A 15,860-nucleotide genomic window follows, 5' to 3' on the forward strand; every position below is an offset into this window, starting at 1 on the left:
CCATGCGCATCGATCTGGCCGGCTGGACGCGCGACGCCACGCGCGGCGACCACCGGGAATTTCTGGCGCTGTTCGAGCGCGCCGAGCGCCTGGGTTTCCAGGGCGTGTGGTTCAACGAATTCCGCGTGCCCGATACCGCCTGGCCCTATCCCTCGCCCCTGCTGCTGGCCGCCGCCGTGCTGGCGCGCACCGAGCGGCTGCGCGTGGGCACCTCGGTGCTGGTGCTGCCGCTGCACCATCCGCTGATGCTGGCCGAGGAGATTGCCCAGCTGGACCTGCAAAGCGCGGGCCGCATCGACGTGGGCGTGGGCCGGGGCACGGAGCCGGCCGCGCTGCGCGCCCTGCAGATCGATGCTGACAGCACGCGCGAGCGCTTCGAGCAGTCCTGCCGCATTCTGGTGGAGGCGCTGTCCGGCAGGCCCATCGTGGCGGGGCAGGGGCCGTGGAGCTTCGAGGACCGGCCCGCCCTGCCTTCGACCGTGCAGCGTCCGCATCCTCCCTTGTATGTGGCCGGCTCCACGGCTGAGACCCTGGGCTTTGCCGTCGATCAGAATCTGCCCCTGCTGCTGAGCCTGGAGCCGCCCGAAGGCATGCAGCTGGAGCGCCTGGAGGCCGCTGCCCGGGAGCGCGGGCGCGATGCCGCCGCGCTGCGTGCGCGTTCATCGCTGGCGCGCTATGTCTGCATCGGCGCAGATGAGGCCGCCGTGCAGGCCCAGCTGGCCACGCTGTGGCCGCAGCTGTACCAGCGGCGCGTGTACTTTGCGGGCAAGCGCGGCGTGCCGGCCGACCAGGTGCTGCCCATCGATGTGACGCGCGTGCTGGCCGAGCAATTCATCCATGGCACGCCCGAGCAGTGCCATGCGCAGATCACCGCCTTGCGCGAGCGCACGGGCATGGGCCAGCTGCGCTGCGTCTTCAACGCCAACGGCCTGTGGAGCGACGCCCAGGCCCTCGCCGGCATGGAGCTGTTTGCGCAGGAGGTTCTTCCTTCATTGCGCAGCGCCGTGCCTTTCGCCACCGTCTGACTTCCTCTTTTTTCTGGAGAACCTTCCATGCAAACCGCCAAGATTCCCGCCACCATCGTCACCGGCTTCCTGGGCAGCGGCAAGACCACGCTGCTGCGCCACATCCTGGACAACGCGGGCGGCCGGCGCATTGCCGTCATCGTCAACGAGTTCGGAGAGCTGGGCATCGACGGCGAGATCCTCAAGGGCTGCGGCATCGGCTGCGACGACGAGGGCAACGAGCGCGAAGGCGCGCTGTACGAGCTGGCCAACGGCTGCATGTGCTGCACGGTGCAGGAAGAGTTCTTCCCCGTGATGCGCGCGCTGGCCGAGCGCCGCGACCAGATCGACGCCGTGATCATCGAGACCTCGGGCCTGGCCCTGCCCAAGCCCCTGGTCCAGGCCTTCCAGTGGCCCGAGATCGCCAACGTGTTCACCGTGGACGCGGTGGTCACCGTGGTGGATACGCCGGCGGCCGCCAGCGGCCAGTTCGCCGCCAATCCCCAGGCCGTGGACGAGCTGCGCCGCGCCGACCCCAACCTGGACCACGAATCGCCGCTGCACGAACTCTTCGAGGACCAGCTGGGCGCGGCCGACCTGGTGGTGCTCAACAAGACCGACCTGGCCGATGCCGATGCCCTGGCGCGCGTGACCGCCCTGGTGCGCGAGGAGCTGCCGCCCGAGGTCAAGATCGTGCAATCGTCCCAGGGCCGCCTGCCGCTGGACGTGGTGCTGGGCCTGGCCAAGGCGGCCGAGACCACCATCGACCAGCGCGTGAGCCACCACGACCACGACGAGGACCATGACCATGACGACTTCGACTCCTACGTGATCGACCTGCCCGCCGTGGACCGCGACCGCCTGCTGGCCGCGCTGGAGACGCTGGTGGAGCAGCACAGCATCCTGCGCGTCAAGGGCTTTGCCGAGATCCCGGGCAAGCCCATGCGCTGGCTGCTGCAGGGCGTGGGCCGCCGCTTCGACCACCATTTCGACCGCGCCTGGCGCGAGGGCGAGGCACGCGGCACGCGCCTGGTGTTCATCGGGCAAGACCTTGACGAAGCAGCGCTGCGCAAGGGCCTGGAGAATGTGGCCGCCTGACCTTCCGATTCCGCACTGAAACCTGTTCCATGCACCTGCTGTCCACGCGCCCCGGCGGCTTCGTCGAGGACGAGAGCATCGTCACCCGCCTCGACCAGACGCCGGCCGACATCGTCATCCTGAGCTCGGCCGACACCACGCTGGCCCTGCTGTCCTCGGCCGTGGCCGCGCTGGCCGGGGCGTCAGCGGACTTTCCCTCGGTGCGGCTGGCCAATCTGCTGTACCTGCGCCAGCCGGCCTCGCTGGACCTGTATGTGGACGAGGTGCTGCGCCATGCCCGCGTGGTCATCGTGGACCACCTGGGCTCGGAATCGGCCTGGCCCTACGGCATCGAGCAGATCGGCTCTCTGGCGCGCCGCAAGGGGCAGCGCCTGGCCATGTTCTCGGGTGACCTGCAGGAGGACCCGCACCTGCTGGCGCGCAGCACGCTGCCGGCCGCCGCCTGCCGCCAGCTGTGGCAGTACCTGCGCTCGGGCGGCGCGGCCAATGCGCGCGAATTCCTCAAGGCCACCGTCTACCACGGGCTGGACCGGGGCGATGCGCCGCTGCCGCCGCGCACCCTGCCGCAGGCGGCTGTCCACGTTCCCCCGGCGCTCTTCGCTGCCAGGAGCCATGCCCAGGTCCATGCCCATGACGTGGCCGGCATCGACGACCTGCAGCGCGCCTGGACGCCGGGCGCGCCCACCGTGGCCCTGGTGTTCTACCGCTCCCACCTGCTGGCGGGCAATACGGCGGCCTTCGACGTCATGGCCCTGTCGCTGCAGCAGCGCGGCATGAACCCGCTGCCCGTGGCGCTGGACTCGCTCAAGGACCCGCTGTGCCTGGCCACGCTGCGCCAGCTCTGCGAAGACCATGCCGTGCAGCTGGTGCTCAACACCACGGCGTTCTCGGCGCTGGAATCGGGCACGGCCCTGGCCGGCGATGCGCCCGTGCTGCAAGTCATTGCCAGCGGCGGCAACCGCGAGGACTGGTGGGCCGACAGCCAGGGCCTGCGCCCGCGCGACATCGCCATGCAGGTGGTGCTGCCGGAGATGGATGGCCGCATCATCACGCGCGCCATCAGCTTCAAGGGCCTGTCCCACCGCTGCGCCTTCACCCAGGCCGACGTGGTGGCCTACCAGCCCGAGCCCGACCGCGTGGACTTCGTGGCCGACCTGGCCTGGCGCTGGTGCCGCCTGCGCAGCCTGCCCGCGCGCGACAAGCGCCTGGCCCTGGTGCTGGCCAACTATCCGGGCAGCGAAGGCCGCATCGGCAGCGGCGTGGGGCTGGATACGCCGGCCTCGGTGATCGCCATCCTGCAGCACCTGGCGGCCGAAGGGCACGAGCTGGGCGACCCCGCGCAGCTGCCCGCCGATGGCGAGGCGCTGATGCACACCCTGCAGCAGGGCATTGCCAACGACCCGGCCCAGTGGCCGCTGCGACCGGCCTGGCAAAGCTATGCGCTGGACGAGTACCTGGCGCGCCTGGCCGCGCTGCCGGACGGCATGGCCGACGCCATCACGGCGCGCTGGGGCGCGCCCGAGGCCGACCCGCTGCTGCGCCAGGGCCGCTTCATGATCGCGGGCCTGCGCCTGGGCCATGTCTTTGTCGGCATACAGCCGGCGCGTGCATTGGGCGGTAAAGGCATGGGCGCGCAGGACTATGCGAGCTACCACGATGCCGAGCTGGTGCCGCCCCACGGCTACCTGGCCTTCTACTTCTGGCTGCGCGACCGCTTTGCCGTGGACGCCATGGTCCACGTGGGCAAGCATGGCAACCTCGAATGGCTGCCGGGCAAGAGCCTGGCGCTGTCGGGCGCGTGCTGGCCCGATGCCATCCTGGGCCCGCTGCCGCACCTGTACCCCTTCATCGTCAACGATCCCGGCGAAGGCGCCCAGGCCAAGCGCCGCAGCCAGGCCGTGATCATCGACCACCTGATGCCGCCGCTGACGCGCGCCGAAAACCACGGCCCGCTGCAGGACCTGGAGCGCCTGGTGGACGAGTACTACGACGCCCTGCTGGTCGATGCGCGGCGCGGCGCGCTGCTGCGCCGCCAGATCCTGGACATCGTGCGCCGCCAGCACCTGGACCAGGAGCTGGACCTGGCGCCCGGTGCCGCGCAGGACGACGATGCCGTGCTCGAACGCATAGACGCCTACCTGTGCGAGCTCAAGGAAACCCAGATCCGCGACGGCCTGCATGTCTTCGGCGCCTCGCCGCAGGGCCGCCAGCGCCGCGACACGCTGCTGGCGCTGGCGCGCTTCCCGTCGGACGAAGGCCAGGGCCTGATCCAGGCGCTGGCCGCCGACCTGCTGGACAGCCCCGGGTTCGACCCGCTGCGCATGGAGCCTGCACGTCCCTGGACCGGCGCGCGCCCCGCCGCCCTGCAGGCCGTGAGCGACGAGCCCTGGCGCCATGAAGGCGACACGCGCGAGCGCCTGGAGCTGCTGGCGCAGCAACTGCTGGAAGGTGAGGCCCCGGCCGGTGACTGGCCGCAGACACGCGCCGCGCTGCAACAGGTGCATGCCGTGCTGGCGCCCGCGCTGGATGCCTGCGGCGGCGAGGAACTGCGCCAGCTGCTGCGCGGCCTGCAGGGCCGCTTCGTGCCGCCCGGGCCCAGCGGATCGCCCTCGCGCGGGCGGCCCGACGTGCTGCCCACGGGGCGCAATTTCTACACGCTGGACACGCGCGCCATTCCCACCCAGGCCGCCTGGGAGCTGGGCCAGCAGGCCACGCTCAGGCTGCTGGAGCGCTATCTGCAGGAGCATGGCGAGTACCCGCGCACCCTGGGCCTGTCGGTCTGGGGCACGGCCACCATGCGCACGGGCGGCGACGACATCGCCCAGGCCTTTGCGCTGATCGGGGTGCGCCCCAAATGGGCGCCCGGCAGCCAGCGCGTGGTGGACTTCGAGGTGGTGCCGCGCGTGGGCATGGGCCGGCCGCGCGTGGATGTGACGCTGCGCATCTCGGGCTTCTTCCGCGATGCCTTCCCGGGCGCCGTGCAGATGTTCGACGCGGCCGTGCAGGCCGTGGCCGCGCTGGACGAGGACGCCGAGGACAACCCCATACGCGCGCGCATCCTGGCCGAGGCCGAGCAGTTGCAGGCGCAGGGCATGGACGCCGTGCAGGCCCGCCTGCAGGCCGGCTGGCGCGTGTTCGGTGCGCCGCCCGGCCACTATGGATCGGGCCTGGGCGGACTGTTCCAGAGCGGCGACTGGCAGGGCGATGCCGACCTGGCCCAGGCCTACCTGGGCTGGAGCCAGCATGCCTACGGCCAGGACGCCGAGGGCGTGCCCGCAGGCGATGCGCTGCGCCGCCGCCTGGGCGAGCTCGACGTGGTGGCCCACAACCAGGACAGTCGCGAGCACGACATCCTCGACTCGGGCGACTACTTCCAGTTCCAGGGCGGCATGGCCTCTGCCGTGCGCCACCTCTCGGGCCGCCAGCCCGCGCTCTACCACGGCGACCATGCCAACCCGGCCCAGCCGCGCGTGCGCTCGCTCAAGGAGGAGATTGCGCGCGTGGTGCGCTCGCGCGTCACCAATCCCAAGTGGATGGACGGCGCCAAGCGCCATGGCTACAAGGGCGCCTTCGAGATGGCGGCCACGGTGGACTATCTCTTCGGCTTCGACGCCACCACGCAGCAGGTGGGCGACCACCAGTACGCCCTGGTGGCCGACGCCTATGTGCTGGACGCGGCCACGCGCGACTTTCTCGTGCAGCACAATCCGCAGGCCCTGCGCGACATGCTGGAGCGCCTGCTCGAAGCCATGCAGCGCGGCCTGTGGGAGCAGCCCGGCGACTATCGCCAGCAGCTGGAAGACCTGCTGCTGGAACATGAAAACCATCTCGAAGGATTGCGCGCATGACCGCATCTCCTGACCTGGGCAGCGGCGCCCCGCCCGCGCTGCCGCCGCTGTTTCCCTTTGCCGCCATTGCCGGCCAGCCCCTGCTGTGCCAGGCGCTGCTGCTGGCCGCCATCGACCCGCAACTGGGCGGCGTGCTGATCGAGGGGCCGCGCGGCACGGCCAAGTCCACGGCCGCGCGTGCCCTGGCCGAGCTCATCGATGCCGCGCCCTTCGTCACGCTGCCGCTGGGCGCCTCGTTGGAGCATCTGGCCGGCTCGCTGGACCTGGGCCAGGCCATGGCCGGCCATGCGCTCAAATTCGCGCCCGGCCTGCTGGCACGCGCCCATGGCGGCGTGCTCTATGTGGACGAGATCAACCTGCTGCCCGATGCCCTGGTCGATGTGCTGCTGGATGCGGCCGCCAGCGGCGTCAACGTGGTCGAGCGCGACGGCATCTCCCACCGCCATGCGGCGCGCTTCGTGCTGGTGGGCACCATGAACCCCGAGGAAGGCCAGCTGCGCCCGCAGCTGCTGGACCGCCTGGGCCTGTGCGTGCGCCTGGCCAATGTGCAGGATGCGGCCCAGCGCCAGGCCATCGTGCGTGCACGCCTGGTGTTCGATGCCGACCCCGCAGCCTTCCGCGCCCGCCATGCAGACGCCCAGGCCGCGCTGGCCGCGCAGCTGCGCACGGCACGCGAGCGCCTGCAGCCGGCCGGCGCGCTGCCCTGGTCCGACGCGGTGCTGCAGGCCGCCGGAGCGCTGTGCATTGCCGCCCAGGTGGACGGCCTGCGCGCCGACCTGGTGCTGCTGCGTGCCGCACGCGCCTGGGCCGCCTGGCTGGGCGATGCCGAGGTCACGCCCGACCATGTGCAGGCCGTGGCCGAGCTGGTACTGGTGCACCGCCGCAAGCCGGGGGCGCCGCAGCAGCAGCCACAGCAGCCATCCCCACAGCAAGCGCCATCGAATCCGCCTTCGCAGTCGCCGGCACAAAGCCGGCCGCCTGCGGAATCCACGGCCAACGGCGCAGGCGACAGCCCGCCCTCCGAGGCCGACTGGGGCGCCATGCCGCCCGAGCCCGTGGGCCTGCTGCGTGTCGCAGTGCCCTCATTGCTGGCCCGCGAGGCCGCAAAGGCGGGAGCGCCCGCCACAAAAAAAGCCTGAGCCCTCGCGGCCCCGCGCCACAGGCAAGGGATGCGAGGGCGGGCCAGCAGGCGGCCAGCCAGCCCCGGCTGGCCCAGGCGCAAGGCGGGCCGCCCACCGGCAGCTGGGACTGGCCGCGCACGCTGGCCGCGCGCGGCGCCCAGGCGCTGGCGCCCGAACATCTGCAGCGCCGCCGCGAGCCGCCCCAGGCCACGCGGCTGCATTGCTTTGTGCTCGATTGCTCGGCCTCCATGGCCGCCAGCGGCGCGCTGGCGCGGGCCAAGGGCGTGCTGCTGTCGCTGATGGAAGAGGCCTACCGCCGCCGCGAGCAGGTGGCGCTGATCTGCTTTGCGGGCACGCGCGTGGAATTGCGCCTGCCGCCGCGCAAGGCTGCGGCCTGGAATGACGACTGGATCGCTCCCATCGGCGGGGGCGGCGGCACGCCGCTGCAGGCGGCCGTGGAGCATGCGGGCCAGTTGCTGCAGCGCCATTGCGGCGCAGAGGCCTCCTGCCAGGGCTGGCTGTGGCTGCTCACCGACGGCCGCACGCGCGAGCGGCCCGCGCGGCCTGCGGCGGCGCAGGAGGCAGGCATCGTGGACTTCGAATCAGGCCGCGTGCGCCTGGGCCGGGCCGCTGCGCTGGCTGCTGCCTGGGACGCACGCCATGTGCGGGCCGATGATTTCGCAGGCTGATCTGCGGCTTTGACGAGGTCAGGCCGGCCAGCTCAGCTCGAACAGCGCGCCGCCGCGCTCGCCCGGCAGGCATTGCGCCCGCCCGCCATGGGCCTGGGCAATGGCCTGGACCACGGCCAGGCCCAGTCCGCTGCCCTTGCTGGCCCCCACTCCGGCGTTTTTGCGGCTGCGGGCGCCTTCGCCGCGCTGGAAGGCGTCGAAGATGCGCGGCGCAAGGTCCGCCGCCACGCCGGGGCCGCTGTCTTCCACGCGCACGGTGCACAGGCCCTGGCGCACGCGCGCGGCCACCAGCAGGGGGCCGGGCTGCGCATACAGCATGGCGTTTTCCAGCAGGGCCAGCAGGGCCTGGCGTATGCGCACGGGGTCGCAGACCACGGGCTGCTCGTCCAGCTCCAGCGCCAGTTGCAGGCCCGCCTGCTCCAGCGCCGGCCCCACGGCCAGGGTCACCGATCGCACCTCGCCGGCCAGGCAGGTCTGGCGCAGCTCCAGATGCAGGTGGCCGTTGTCCTGCAGGCCCAGCAGGCGCAGATCGTCGATCAGGCGGGTCAGCCCCTCGACCTGGGTCATCAGGCTGGCCAGCATGTCCTTGCTGGGCAGGAAGACGCCGTCGGACAGGCCTTGCAGCCGTCCGCTGAGGATGGTCACGGGCGTGCGCAGCTCATGGGCGATGGCCGCGCTCCAGAAGGCGCGCTCCTGCGCCATGCCTTCCAGGCGCTGGGCCAGGCTGTTGAAGTCGTGCACCAGCTGGGCGGCCTCGTGCAGCGCGCTGTCGTCGGTGTGCGCGCGCGCCGAGAGGTCGCCCTGGGCCAGCTGGCGCAGGCTGATGGCCACCGAGTCCAGCGAGGGCAGGATGCGCCGCGACAGCCGCGTGGCCACGAAGATGGCGATCAGCAGGGCGATGACCAGGGTCAGCAGCACCCAGGCCAGCTCCACGCTGGAGGGCATCCAGCCGTCGGAGACGCTGGCCGGGTGAAAGGTCAGCAGCAGTGCATAGAAGGCGTACGAACCCAGCACGCACAGCACGACCACGGCCAGCGTGACGGCCGACATGGTCAGCACCACCTGCCGGCGCAGGCCCGGCACTGCGCTCATGGATCCATCCCCAGCCGGTAGCCCACGCTGCGCACGCTGTCGGGCATGCCCTGCAGGCCCAGGCCTTCGAGCTTCTTGCGCAGCTTGCTGATGTGGCTGTCCACGGTGCGTTCCAGCGTGTGGCCTTCGGGCAGGCAACTGAGCAGCAGCTCGGCGCGGCTGAACACGCGCCGGGGCGAACGCACCAGGCTGGCCAGCAGGTTGAATTCGGTCACGGTGAGTTCGGGCACATGCGTGGCGCCCTGCACCTGCACGCTGACCTCGCGGCTGTCCAGGTCCACGCGAAAGGGGCCGGCCTGCAGCAGCTTGGTATCGCGGAGCCGGCCCTGGCCGCAGCGGCGCAGCACGGCCTGCACGCGCGCCACGACCTCGGCCGCATTGAAGGGCTTGCCCACGTAGTCGTCCGCGCCAATGCGCAGGCCGATGAGCTTGTCCACGTCCTGGTTGAGGGCGGTGAGCATGATGACGGGCGTGTCGCCGCGCCGGCGGATTTCGGACAGCACCTGCCAGCCGTCGAGGCGTGGCATCTGCACGTCGAGAAGAACGAGATCGGGTTTCAAGTGGTGGTGCAGTTCAAGGGCCTGCTGGCCATCGGCGGCATGGACGGTGCGCAGGTCGCTGCGGGCCAGGTAGGCGCACAGGATGTCTGCGATCTCGGGCTCGTCCTCGGCAACGAGGATGAGCGATGTCGATGGCTGGAAAGGCAAGGGCTGGGCAATGATAGAAGCCATTTTGGGTCGCGGCGGCGGCTGTGTTCATCTCCATCGTTCTTCCACATTTCCCGGGCCGAAATGCCATCGAAAGAACGCAAGCTGTTTCCCTGTGCCGCCGCCATTGGCCGGCATGCGAAACAAAGCGATGAATATGAAGTCACAGCGGCAGTGCCGTATGAGCGGGTGGAGCGGTCAGCTTTTGCAGCGGCTCCCTGAGTGAATGGCCCTTGCGGCAACACGCCGCAGGCCGAAGCCGCACCGGCAGGAGTTTCCATCATCCCCATGCCTCCTGGCAATCTGGATTTGCATCCGGATGACCCCTCAGATGATTCGGCGCCAGGCGCCGTATTTTTTCCGCAGCGCGCCCTGGCGCGCATTGAAAACCAGACCTCGCGTCCATGCCACAGTTCTTCATTCACCGGCCCGTCTTTGCCTGGGTCATCGCGCTGTTCATCGTGCTGCTGGGCGTGCTCGCCATCCCGCAATTGCCGATATCGCGCTATCCCACGGTGGCGCCGCCCACGGTGAGCCTGTATGCCACCTATCCGGGCGCCACGCCCAAGACGCTCAATGATTCCGTGGTCTCGCTGATCGAGCGCGAGCTGTCCAGCGTCCGCCACCTGCTGTACTTCGAGTCCTCGGTGGACACCTCGGGCTCGGCCGAGATCAAGGCCACCTTCAAGCCCGGCACCAACCCGGAGCTGGCCCAGGTGGATGTGCAAAACCGCATCAAGGCCGTGGAGCCGCGCCTGCCGCAGGCCGTGCGCCAGAACGGGCTGCAGGTGGAGTCGGCCACGTCGAGCTTTCTGCTGCTGGTGGGCCTGATCTCGCCGGGCGGCGAGTTCGACGAGCTGGCACTCAATGACTACATGGCGCGCAACATCGTGGAGGAGCTGCGCCGCATCGAGGGCGTGGGCCGCGTGCAGCTGTTCGGTACCGAGCAGGCCATGCGCGTCTGGGTCGATCCGGCCAAGCTGATCTCCTACGGGCTGTCCATGGGCGACCTCACCCAGGCCATACAGCAGCAGAACATGCAGATCGCCCCGGGCCGCGTGGGCGATGCGCCGACCGCGCCGGGCCAGCGCGTGACCACGCCGCTGACGGTGCAGGGCCAGCTGACCTCGCCCGCGCAGTTCGCGGCCATCGTGCTGCGCGCCCATGCCGACGGCTCCCGCCTGGTGCTGGGCGACGTGGCGCGCGTGGAGCTGGGCGCGCAGTCCTATGCTTTCTCCAACCGCGAGGACGGCAAGCCCGCCACCAGCGCCGCCGTGCAGCTGTCGCCCGGCGCCAATGCCGTGCGCACGGCCGCTGCCGTGCAAAAGCGCATGGCCGAGCTGGCCTCCATCCTGCCGAAGGGCATGCAGCACACCATCTCGTTCAACACCGCGCCCTTCGTCAAGATCTCCATCGAGAAGGTGGTGCAGACCCTGGTCGAGGCCATGGTGCTGGTCTTCCTGGTGATGTACCTGTTCCTGCAGAACCTGCGCTACACGCTGATCCCGGCCATCGTGGCGCCCGTGGCGCTGCTGGGCACCTTCGCCGTGATGCTGGTGGCGGGCTTTTCCATCAACGTGCTGACCATGTTCGGCATGGTGCTGGCCATCGGCATCATCGTGGATGACGCCATCGTCGTGGTCGAGAACGTGGAGCGCCTGATGGCCGAGGAGGGCCTGTCGCCGCGCGATGCCACGCTCAAGGCCATGAAGGAGATCACGGGCGCCATCATCGGCATCACCCTGGTGCTGACGGCGGTGTTCATTCCCATGGCGTTCGCCAGCGGCTCGGTGGGCGTGATCTACCAGCAGTTCACGCTGTCCATGGCCGTGTCCATCCTGTTCTCGGCCTTCCTGGCCCTGAGCCTGACGCCGGCGCTGTGCGCCACCTTGCTCAAGCCGGTGGCGGCAGGCCACCACGAGAAGAAAGGCTTCTTCGGCTGGTTCAACCGCGGCTTCGAGCGGCTGACGAACCGCTACGAGGCCCATGTCACGGGCCTGGTCCGGCGCACGGGCCGCATGATGCTGCTGTTCGCGGCCATCGTGGCCATCCTGGTGTTTGCGCTGCGCCAGCTGCCATCGGCTTTCCTGCCCGAGGAGGACCAGGGCTACTTCATGACCTCCATCCAGCTGCCGGCCGATGCCACGGCCGAGCGCACGCTGGACGTGGTCAAGCGCTATGAGGAGCATGTGGCGCAGCGCCCCGGCATCGCCTCCAGCATCTCGGTGCTGGGCTTCAGCTTCGCGGGCTCGGGCCCGAACGCGGCCATGGCCTTCACCACGCTCAAGGACTGGGACCAGCGCAACGGCGCCACGGCCGGCGAGGAAGTCTCGCTCGCGCAAAAGGCCATGGAACACGCGCCCGAGGGCGCCATCATGGTGCTGCAGCCCCCGGCCATCGACGAGCTGGGCACTTCCTCGGGCTTCACCATGTACCTGCAGGACCGCACGGGCCAGGGCCATGCCGCGCTCAAGTCGGCCACCGACCAGTTGCTGGCGCTGGCCGGCAGCAGCAGCGTGCTGGGCTCGGCCTACCAGGACAGCCTGCCTTCGGGCACCAGCGTGCGGCTGGAGATCGACCGCCAGAAGGCCCAGGCCCTGGGCGTGGGCTTTGCCGCCATCAGCGAGACGCTGTCCACGGCCATGGGCTCGCTGTACGTCAACGATTTCCCCAACGCCGGGCGCATGCAGCAGGTCATCGTGCAGGCCGACGCGCCCGCGCGCATGCAGATCGATGATGTGCTCCGGCTGAACGTGCGCAACGCTGCGGGCGGCATGGTGCCGCTGGCCGAGTTCGCCACGCCCGTGTGGTCCGAGACGCCGCTGCAGCTGGTGCGCTACCAGGGCTTCCTGGCGTCGCGCATCTCGGGCACGCCTGCGCCCGGCACATCCAGCGGCGCGGCCATGGCCGAGATGGAGCGGCTGGTGGCCCAGCTGCCGCCCGGCTTTGCCGTGGCCTGGACCGGCCAGTCGCTGCAGGAGCGCCAGTCGGCCGCGCAGGCGCCCCTGCTCATGGCCCTGTCCATGCTGGTGGTCTTCCTGGTGCTGGCCGCGCTGTACGAGAGCTGGTCCATCCCGCTGTCGGTGATGCTGGTCGTGCCCCTGGGCCTGCTGGGCGCGGTGGCGGCCGTGCTGCTGCGCGGCATGCCCAACGATGTGTTCTTCAAGGTGGGCCTGATCACCATCATCGGCCTGTCGGCCAAGAACGCCATCCTGATCGTGGAGTTCGCCAAGCAACTGCGCGAGGAAGGCCAGGATCTGCGCGAGGCCGCCATCAAGGCCGCGCGCCTGCGGCTGCGGCCCATCCTCATGACCTCGCTGGCCTTTGCGCTGGGCGTGGTGCCGCTGATGCTGGCCTCGGGCGCCAGCGCCGAGACCCAGCACGCCATCGGCACGGGCGTGTTCGGCGGCATGGTCAGCGGCACGGTGCTGGCGGTGTTCTTCGTACCCGTCTTCTTCGTCTTCGTCCTTGAATGGCAGCGGCGCATCGCCGGGCCGCGCGGCAGCGCGCGCCGGCCGCCGCCCGCTGCGGACCCCGGAACATAAACACATGCCCCTCTGGATCGCGCTCAACGCCCTGTGCTTTCAGGGCCGCCCGCCGGCACAGTCTTCGAACCCTTGCGCGCCATCGGCGCCTGCAGCCCCCGCGCGGCAGGCCGGGCCCACCGGACCCGAGCCGCCGCGTGCAAACGCCGGTGCGCATGCCGGCCCCCTTGGCGCCGACGGCGCCGATGGCGCCCCCTTCGGCACGGCCAGCACGTCCGTCCCATGATTTCTATAATGGCGGCTTCGTTCGCCATTGCAGGAGGTATTCGTCCCATGCGCCATTGATGCTGCCGCTGTCCCAGCGGCCCGCTTTTCCCGACCCTGCCCACGGCATGCGCAATGCATGCAAAGCGGCAAGGAACTGCGTTGGCATCCATGAACCGCGATATGACGAATACCACGATCACGCTCGACGGCGTTTCCTGCGTGCTGCCCGATGGCAGCCCCCTTTTCTCCGATCTTTCCGAAACCCTGGACCAACGCCGCACCGGCCTGGTGGGGCGCAACGGCGTGGGCAAGTCGCGGCTGGCGCGCATCCTGGCCGGGCTGGATGCGCCCTCGCAGGGCCGCTGCCTGCGCTCGGGGCAGGTGCTGTACCTGGCCCAGCGCACGGACTGGCACGGCCAGCCTTCGGTGGCGGCGCTGGCCGGGCTGCAGCCCGCGCTGGAGGCGCTGGCGCGCATCGAGGCCGGCAGTTGCGAGCCCCGCGACTTCGAGCTGTTGGCCGACCGCTGGGACCTGCGCCAGCGCCTGCAGGCCCAGCTGGAGCTGGCGGGCCTGGGTCATCTGCGTGCCGATACGCCGGGCCACGCCCTCAGCGGCGGCGAGGCCATGCGCGCGGCCCTGGCGGGCGCGCTGCTGTCGGGCGCCGACCACCTGGTGCTGGACGAGCCCAGCAACCACCTAGACCGCGAAAGCCGCCAGGCCCTGGCCGCGCAGCTGCAGCGCTGGCCCGGTGGCCTGGTCGTGGTCAGCCATGACCGCAGTCTGCTGCAGGGCATGGAACGCATCGTGGAGCTGTCGCCGCAGGGGCTTCGCAGCTACGGCGGCGGCTACGCCTTCTATGCCGAAGCCAAGGCGCGCGAGATGGCCTCGGCGGTGCAACTGCTGGAGCAGCGCAAGCTGGAGCGCCGCCGCGAAACGCAGCAGTTGCGCGAGCAGCATGAGCGCCAGCAGCGCCGCGAGGCGCGCGGCCGCCGCCAGGGCCAGGAGGCCAACCAGGCGCGCATTCTGCTGGACCGGCAAAAGGAGCGCAGCCAGGCGTCGGCCGGCCGGCTGCGCCGCCAGCATGCGGACACGCGCGAGGCGCTGGACCAGCGCGTGCGCGAGGCGGCGCGCCAGATCGACCATCAGGCGGCCATCCGCATGCAGACGCCGCCCCCGGCCGGTGCTCCCTGCGACGTGGTGGCGCTGCTGGACGATGTGCTGCTGCCGTTTTCGTTGTCCACGGGGCCGCGCCTGAACCTGTCTCTGTATGGCGGCCAGCGCCTGGCCGTGACCGGTCCCAACGGCTGCGGCAAGACGCGCCTGCTCGATGTGCTGTCAGGCCGCCTTGCGCCCCAGGCGGGCGAGGTGCGCCGCATGCAGGCCTGTGCCTACCTGGACCAGCGCCTGTCCCTGTTGCAGCCCGGGCGCACGGTGATGGAGCAGTTGCAGGACGCCTGCCCCGGCACCCCCGTGGATGTGCTGCGCACGCGCCTGGCCTGGCTCGGGCTGGCGGCCCGGCAGGTGGAGCAGCCCGCGGGCCGGCTCAGCGGCGGCGAGCAGCTCAAGGCTGCCCTGGCCTGCGCGCTGCATGCCGAGCCGCCCGCGCCCCTGCTCCTGCTGGACGAGCCCTGCAACCATCTGGACCTGCCTTCCCTGCAGGCGCTGGAGGCCATGCTGCGCGGCTACGCCGGCACACTGGTCGTGGTCTCGCATGACGAGGATTTTCTGCAGGCCATCGGGCTGACCGACCGCCTGGTGTGGTCGCCGCAGGGCTGGCGAATGGAGCCCGCCTAGCTTTCCTGCGCTATCAGCGCCTGCAGTGCGCGCACATCGGTCACCAGCAGCGCCTGGCGCCCCTCCTTGCGCAGCAGGCCGCGCCGGGTGAGGGCGCCCAGCTCGCGCGTGACCTGCTCGCGGTTGGTGCTGATCTTGCTCGCCAGCACCGAGTGCGAAGGCACGGGGCTGATGAGGGCCGTGTGCTCGGGCGATACGCCCGCCTCCCGGGCCAGGCGCAGCAGCTCCCTGTGCAGGCGCGTGGGCACGCCCAGGGTGCTCAGCTCCATGACGCGGTCGGTCAGCCGGCGCACCAGGCCGGCCAGGCCCTCCATCATGCGCAAGGCGATGGCAGGCTCGCGCGCCAGCAGGGCCAGGAAGTCCTGGCGCGAGAGGCTGGCCAGCAGCGAGGATTCCAGGGTGACCACATCGGTGGAGCGGGCCTGGCCGTCGATGGCCGCCAGGTCGCCGAAGTGCTCGCCGGGCCCGTAGTCGCGGAAGCTGACCTCGCGCCCGCCCGGCGAATAGGTGGTGATGCGCACGCGCCCGCTGACCAGGAAGAACACGTCGCTGCCCGTGGAGCAGCGGCTGAACACGGGCTGGCGGGCCTGCAGCGGGCGCCATTCGCAGTCGGCCGCGATGCGGTCCAGGCTGGCGCTGCCCAGGCCCTCGAACAGGGCGATGCCGCGCAGGGCGAAGCTGGAAGGCGGGGTAGGGTGGGCCATGGAACCAATAGCGGGCGGAATGTACAAAGATTCTGGATCGGGCTGCGCTGT

At 70.7% G+C, this 15,860-nt stretch carries 10 protein-coding genes; 7 read left to right on the forward strand and 3 right to left on the reverse strand.

Features of this window, described 5'->3' with window-relative positions:
* The first annotated feature begins 2 nt into the window (after nucleotides 1-2).
* From HFGMBDPB_RS01135 to HFGMBDPB_RS01155, 5 genes are all read left to right on the forward strand, one after another.
* Nucleotides 3-1,025 (forward strand): LLM class flavin-dependent oxidoreductase, encoded by a 1,023-nt coding sequence (locus HFGMBDPB_RS01135; RefSeq protein WP_212644747.1) that lies wholly within the window; start codon nucleotides 3-5, stop codon nucleotides 1,023-1,025.
* Between the two features lie 27 nt (nucleotides 1,026-1,052).
* Complete coding sequence (gene cobW / locus HFGMBDPB_RS01140) at nucleotides 1,053-2,102, forward strand: cobalamin biosynthesis protein CobW (RefSeq protein ID WP_046241471.1); 1,050 nt, start codon at nucleotides 1,053-1,055, stop codon at nucleotides 2,100-2,102.
* A gap of 29 nt (nucleotides 2,103-2,131) precedes the next feature.
* Nucleotides 2,132-5,950, forward strand: coding sequence for a cobaltochelatase subunit CobN (cobN, locus tag HFGMBDPB_RS01145; protein ID WP_154833510.1), 3,819 nt, complete (start codon nucleotides 2,132-2,134; stop codon nucleotides 5,948-5,950).
* On the forward strand, nucleotides 5,947-7,089 hold the full coding sequence (locus HFGMBDPB_RS01150) for a magnesium chelatase ATPase subunit I (RefSeq protein ID WP_212644748.1): 1,143 nt from the start codon (nucleotides 5,947-5,949) through the stop codon (nucleotides 7,087-7,089). The genes cobN and HFGMBDPB_RS01150 overlap by 4 nt, the downstream gene beginning before the upstream one ends.
* Nucleotides 7,090-7,298: 209 nt before the next feature.
* Complete coding sequence (locus HFGMBDPB_RS01155) at nucleotides 7,299-7,760, forward strand: vWA domain-containing protein (RefSeq protein WP_235434683.1); 462 nt, start codon at nucleotides 7,299-7,301, stop codon at nucleotides 7,758-7,760.
* 18 nt (nucleotides 7,761-7,778) lie between these two features.
* Here the strand turns inward: HFGMBDPB_RS01155 and HFGMBDPB_RS01160 are convergent, their stop codons facing one another.
* Together HFGMBDPB_RS01160 and HFGMBDPB_RS01165 are read right to left on the reverse strand one after the other, a co-directional pair.
* Nucleotides 7,779-8,852, reverse strand: coding sequence for an ATP-binding protein (locus tag HFGMBDPB_RS01160; protein WP_016448780.1), 1,074 nt, complete (start codon nucleotides 8,850-8,852; stop codon nucleotides 7,779-7,781).
* Nucleotides 8,849-9,583, reverse strand: coding sequence for a response regulator (locus tag HFGMBDPB_RS01165; protein ID WP_016448779.1), 735 nt, complete (start codon nucleotides 9,581-9,583; stop codon nucleotides 8,849-8,851). Before HFGMBDPB_RS01165 ends, HFGMBDPB_RS01160 begins: the two co-directional genes overlap by 4 nt.
* 380 nt (nucleotides 9,584-9,963) lie before the next feature.
* On the opposite strand from HFGMBDPB_RS01165, the gene HFGMBDPB_RS01170 reads away from it, so the two are divergent.
* Nucleotides 9,964-13,104: a multidrug efflux RND transporter permease subunit gene (locus HFGMBDPB_RS01170; protein WP_160852778.1), complete on the forward strand. Its 3,141-nt coding sequence runs from the start codon at nucleotides 9,964-9,966 to the stop codon at nucleotides 13,102-13,104.
* A gap of 375 nt (nucleotides 13,105-13,479) precedes the next feature.
* Nucleotides 13,480-15,105, forward strand: a complete 1,626-nt coding sequence (locus tag HFGMBDPB_RS01175; protein WP_212644749.1) for an ABC-F family ATP-binding cassette domain-containing protein — start codon at nucleotides 13,480-13,482, stop codon at nucleotides 15,103-15,105.
* On the opposite strand, the gene HFGMBDPB_RS01180 is transcribed toward HFGMBDPB_RS01175, so the two are convergent.
* Nucleotides 15,102-15,809 (reverse strand): Crp/Fnr family transcriptional regulator, encoded by a 708-nt coding sequence (locus HFGMBDPB_RS01180; RefSeq protein ID WP_017407025.1) that lies wholly within the window; start codon nucleotides 15,807-15,809, stop codon nucleotides 15,102-15,104. The two genes, HFGMBDPB_RS01175 and HFGMBDPB_RS01180, sit on opposite strands and share 4 nt — an antisense overlap.
* Nucleotides 15,810-15,860: the final 51 nt, after the last annotated feature.

The sequence above is a fragment of the Delftia sp. PE138 genome, from assembly GCF_018320755.1.
In the GTDB taxonomy this organism is placed as follows: Bacteria; Pseudomonadota; Gammaproteobacteria; order Burkholderiales; family Burkholderiaceae_C; genus Comamonas; species Comamonas tsuruhatensis.

Bases quoted from the DNA above. Each gene is read 5' to 3' on its own strand.
- HFGMBDPB_RS01165 (WP_016448779.1), bottom strand. From the start codon at position 9,583: ATGGCTTCTATCATTGCCCAGCCCTTGCCTTTCCAGCCATCGACATCG.
- HFGMBDPB_RS01160 (WP_016448780.1), bottom strand. From the start codon at position 8,852: ATGAGCGCAGTGCCGGGCCTGCGCCGGCAGGTGGTGCTGACCATGTCG.
- HFGMBDPB_RS01175 (WP_212644749.1), top strand. From the start codon at position 13,480: ATGAACCGCGATATGACGAATACCACGATCACGCTCGACGGCGTTTCC.
- HFGMBDPB_RS01170 (WP_160852778.1), top strand. From the start codon at position 9,964: ATGCCACAGTTCTTCATTCACCGGCCCGTCTTTGCCTGGGTCATCGCG.
- HFGMBDPB_RS01180 (WP_017407025.1), bottom strand. From the start codon at position 15,809: ATGGCCCACCCTACCCCGCCTTCCAGCTTCGCCCTGCGCGGCATCGCC.
- HFGMBDPB_RS01150 (WP_212644748.1), top strand. From the start codon at position 5,947: ATGACCGCATCTCCTGACCTGGGCAGCGGCGCCCCGCCCGCGCTGCCG.
- cobN (WP_154833510.1), top strand. From the start codon at position 2,132: ATGCACCTGCTGTCCACGCGCCCCGGCGGCTTCGTCGAGGACGAGAGC.
- HFGMBDPB_RS01135 (WP_212644747.1), top strand. From the start codon at position 3: ATGCGCATCGATCTGGCCGGCTGGACGCGCGACGCCACGCGCGGCGAC.
- cobW (WP_046241471.1), top strand. From the start codon at position 1,053: ATGCAAACCGCCAAGATTCCCGCCACCATCGTCACCGGCTTCCTGGGC.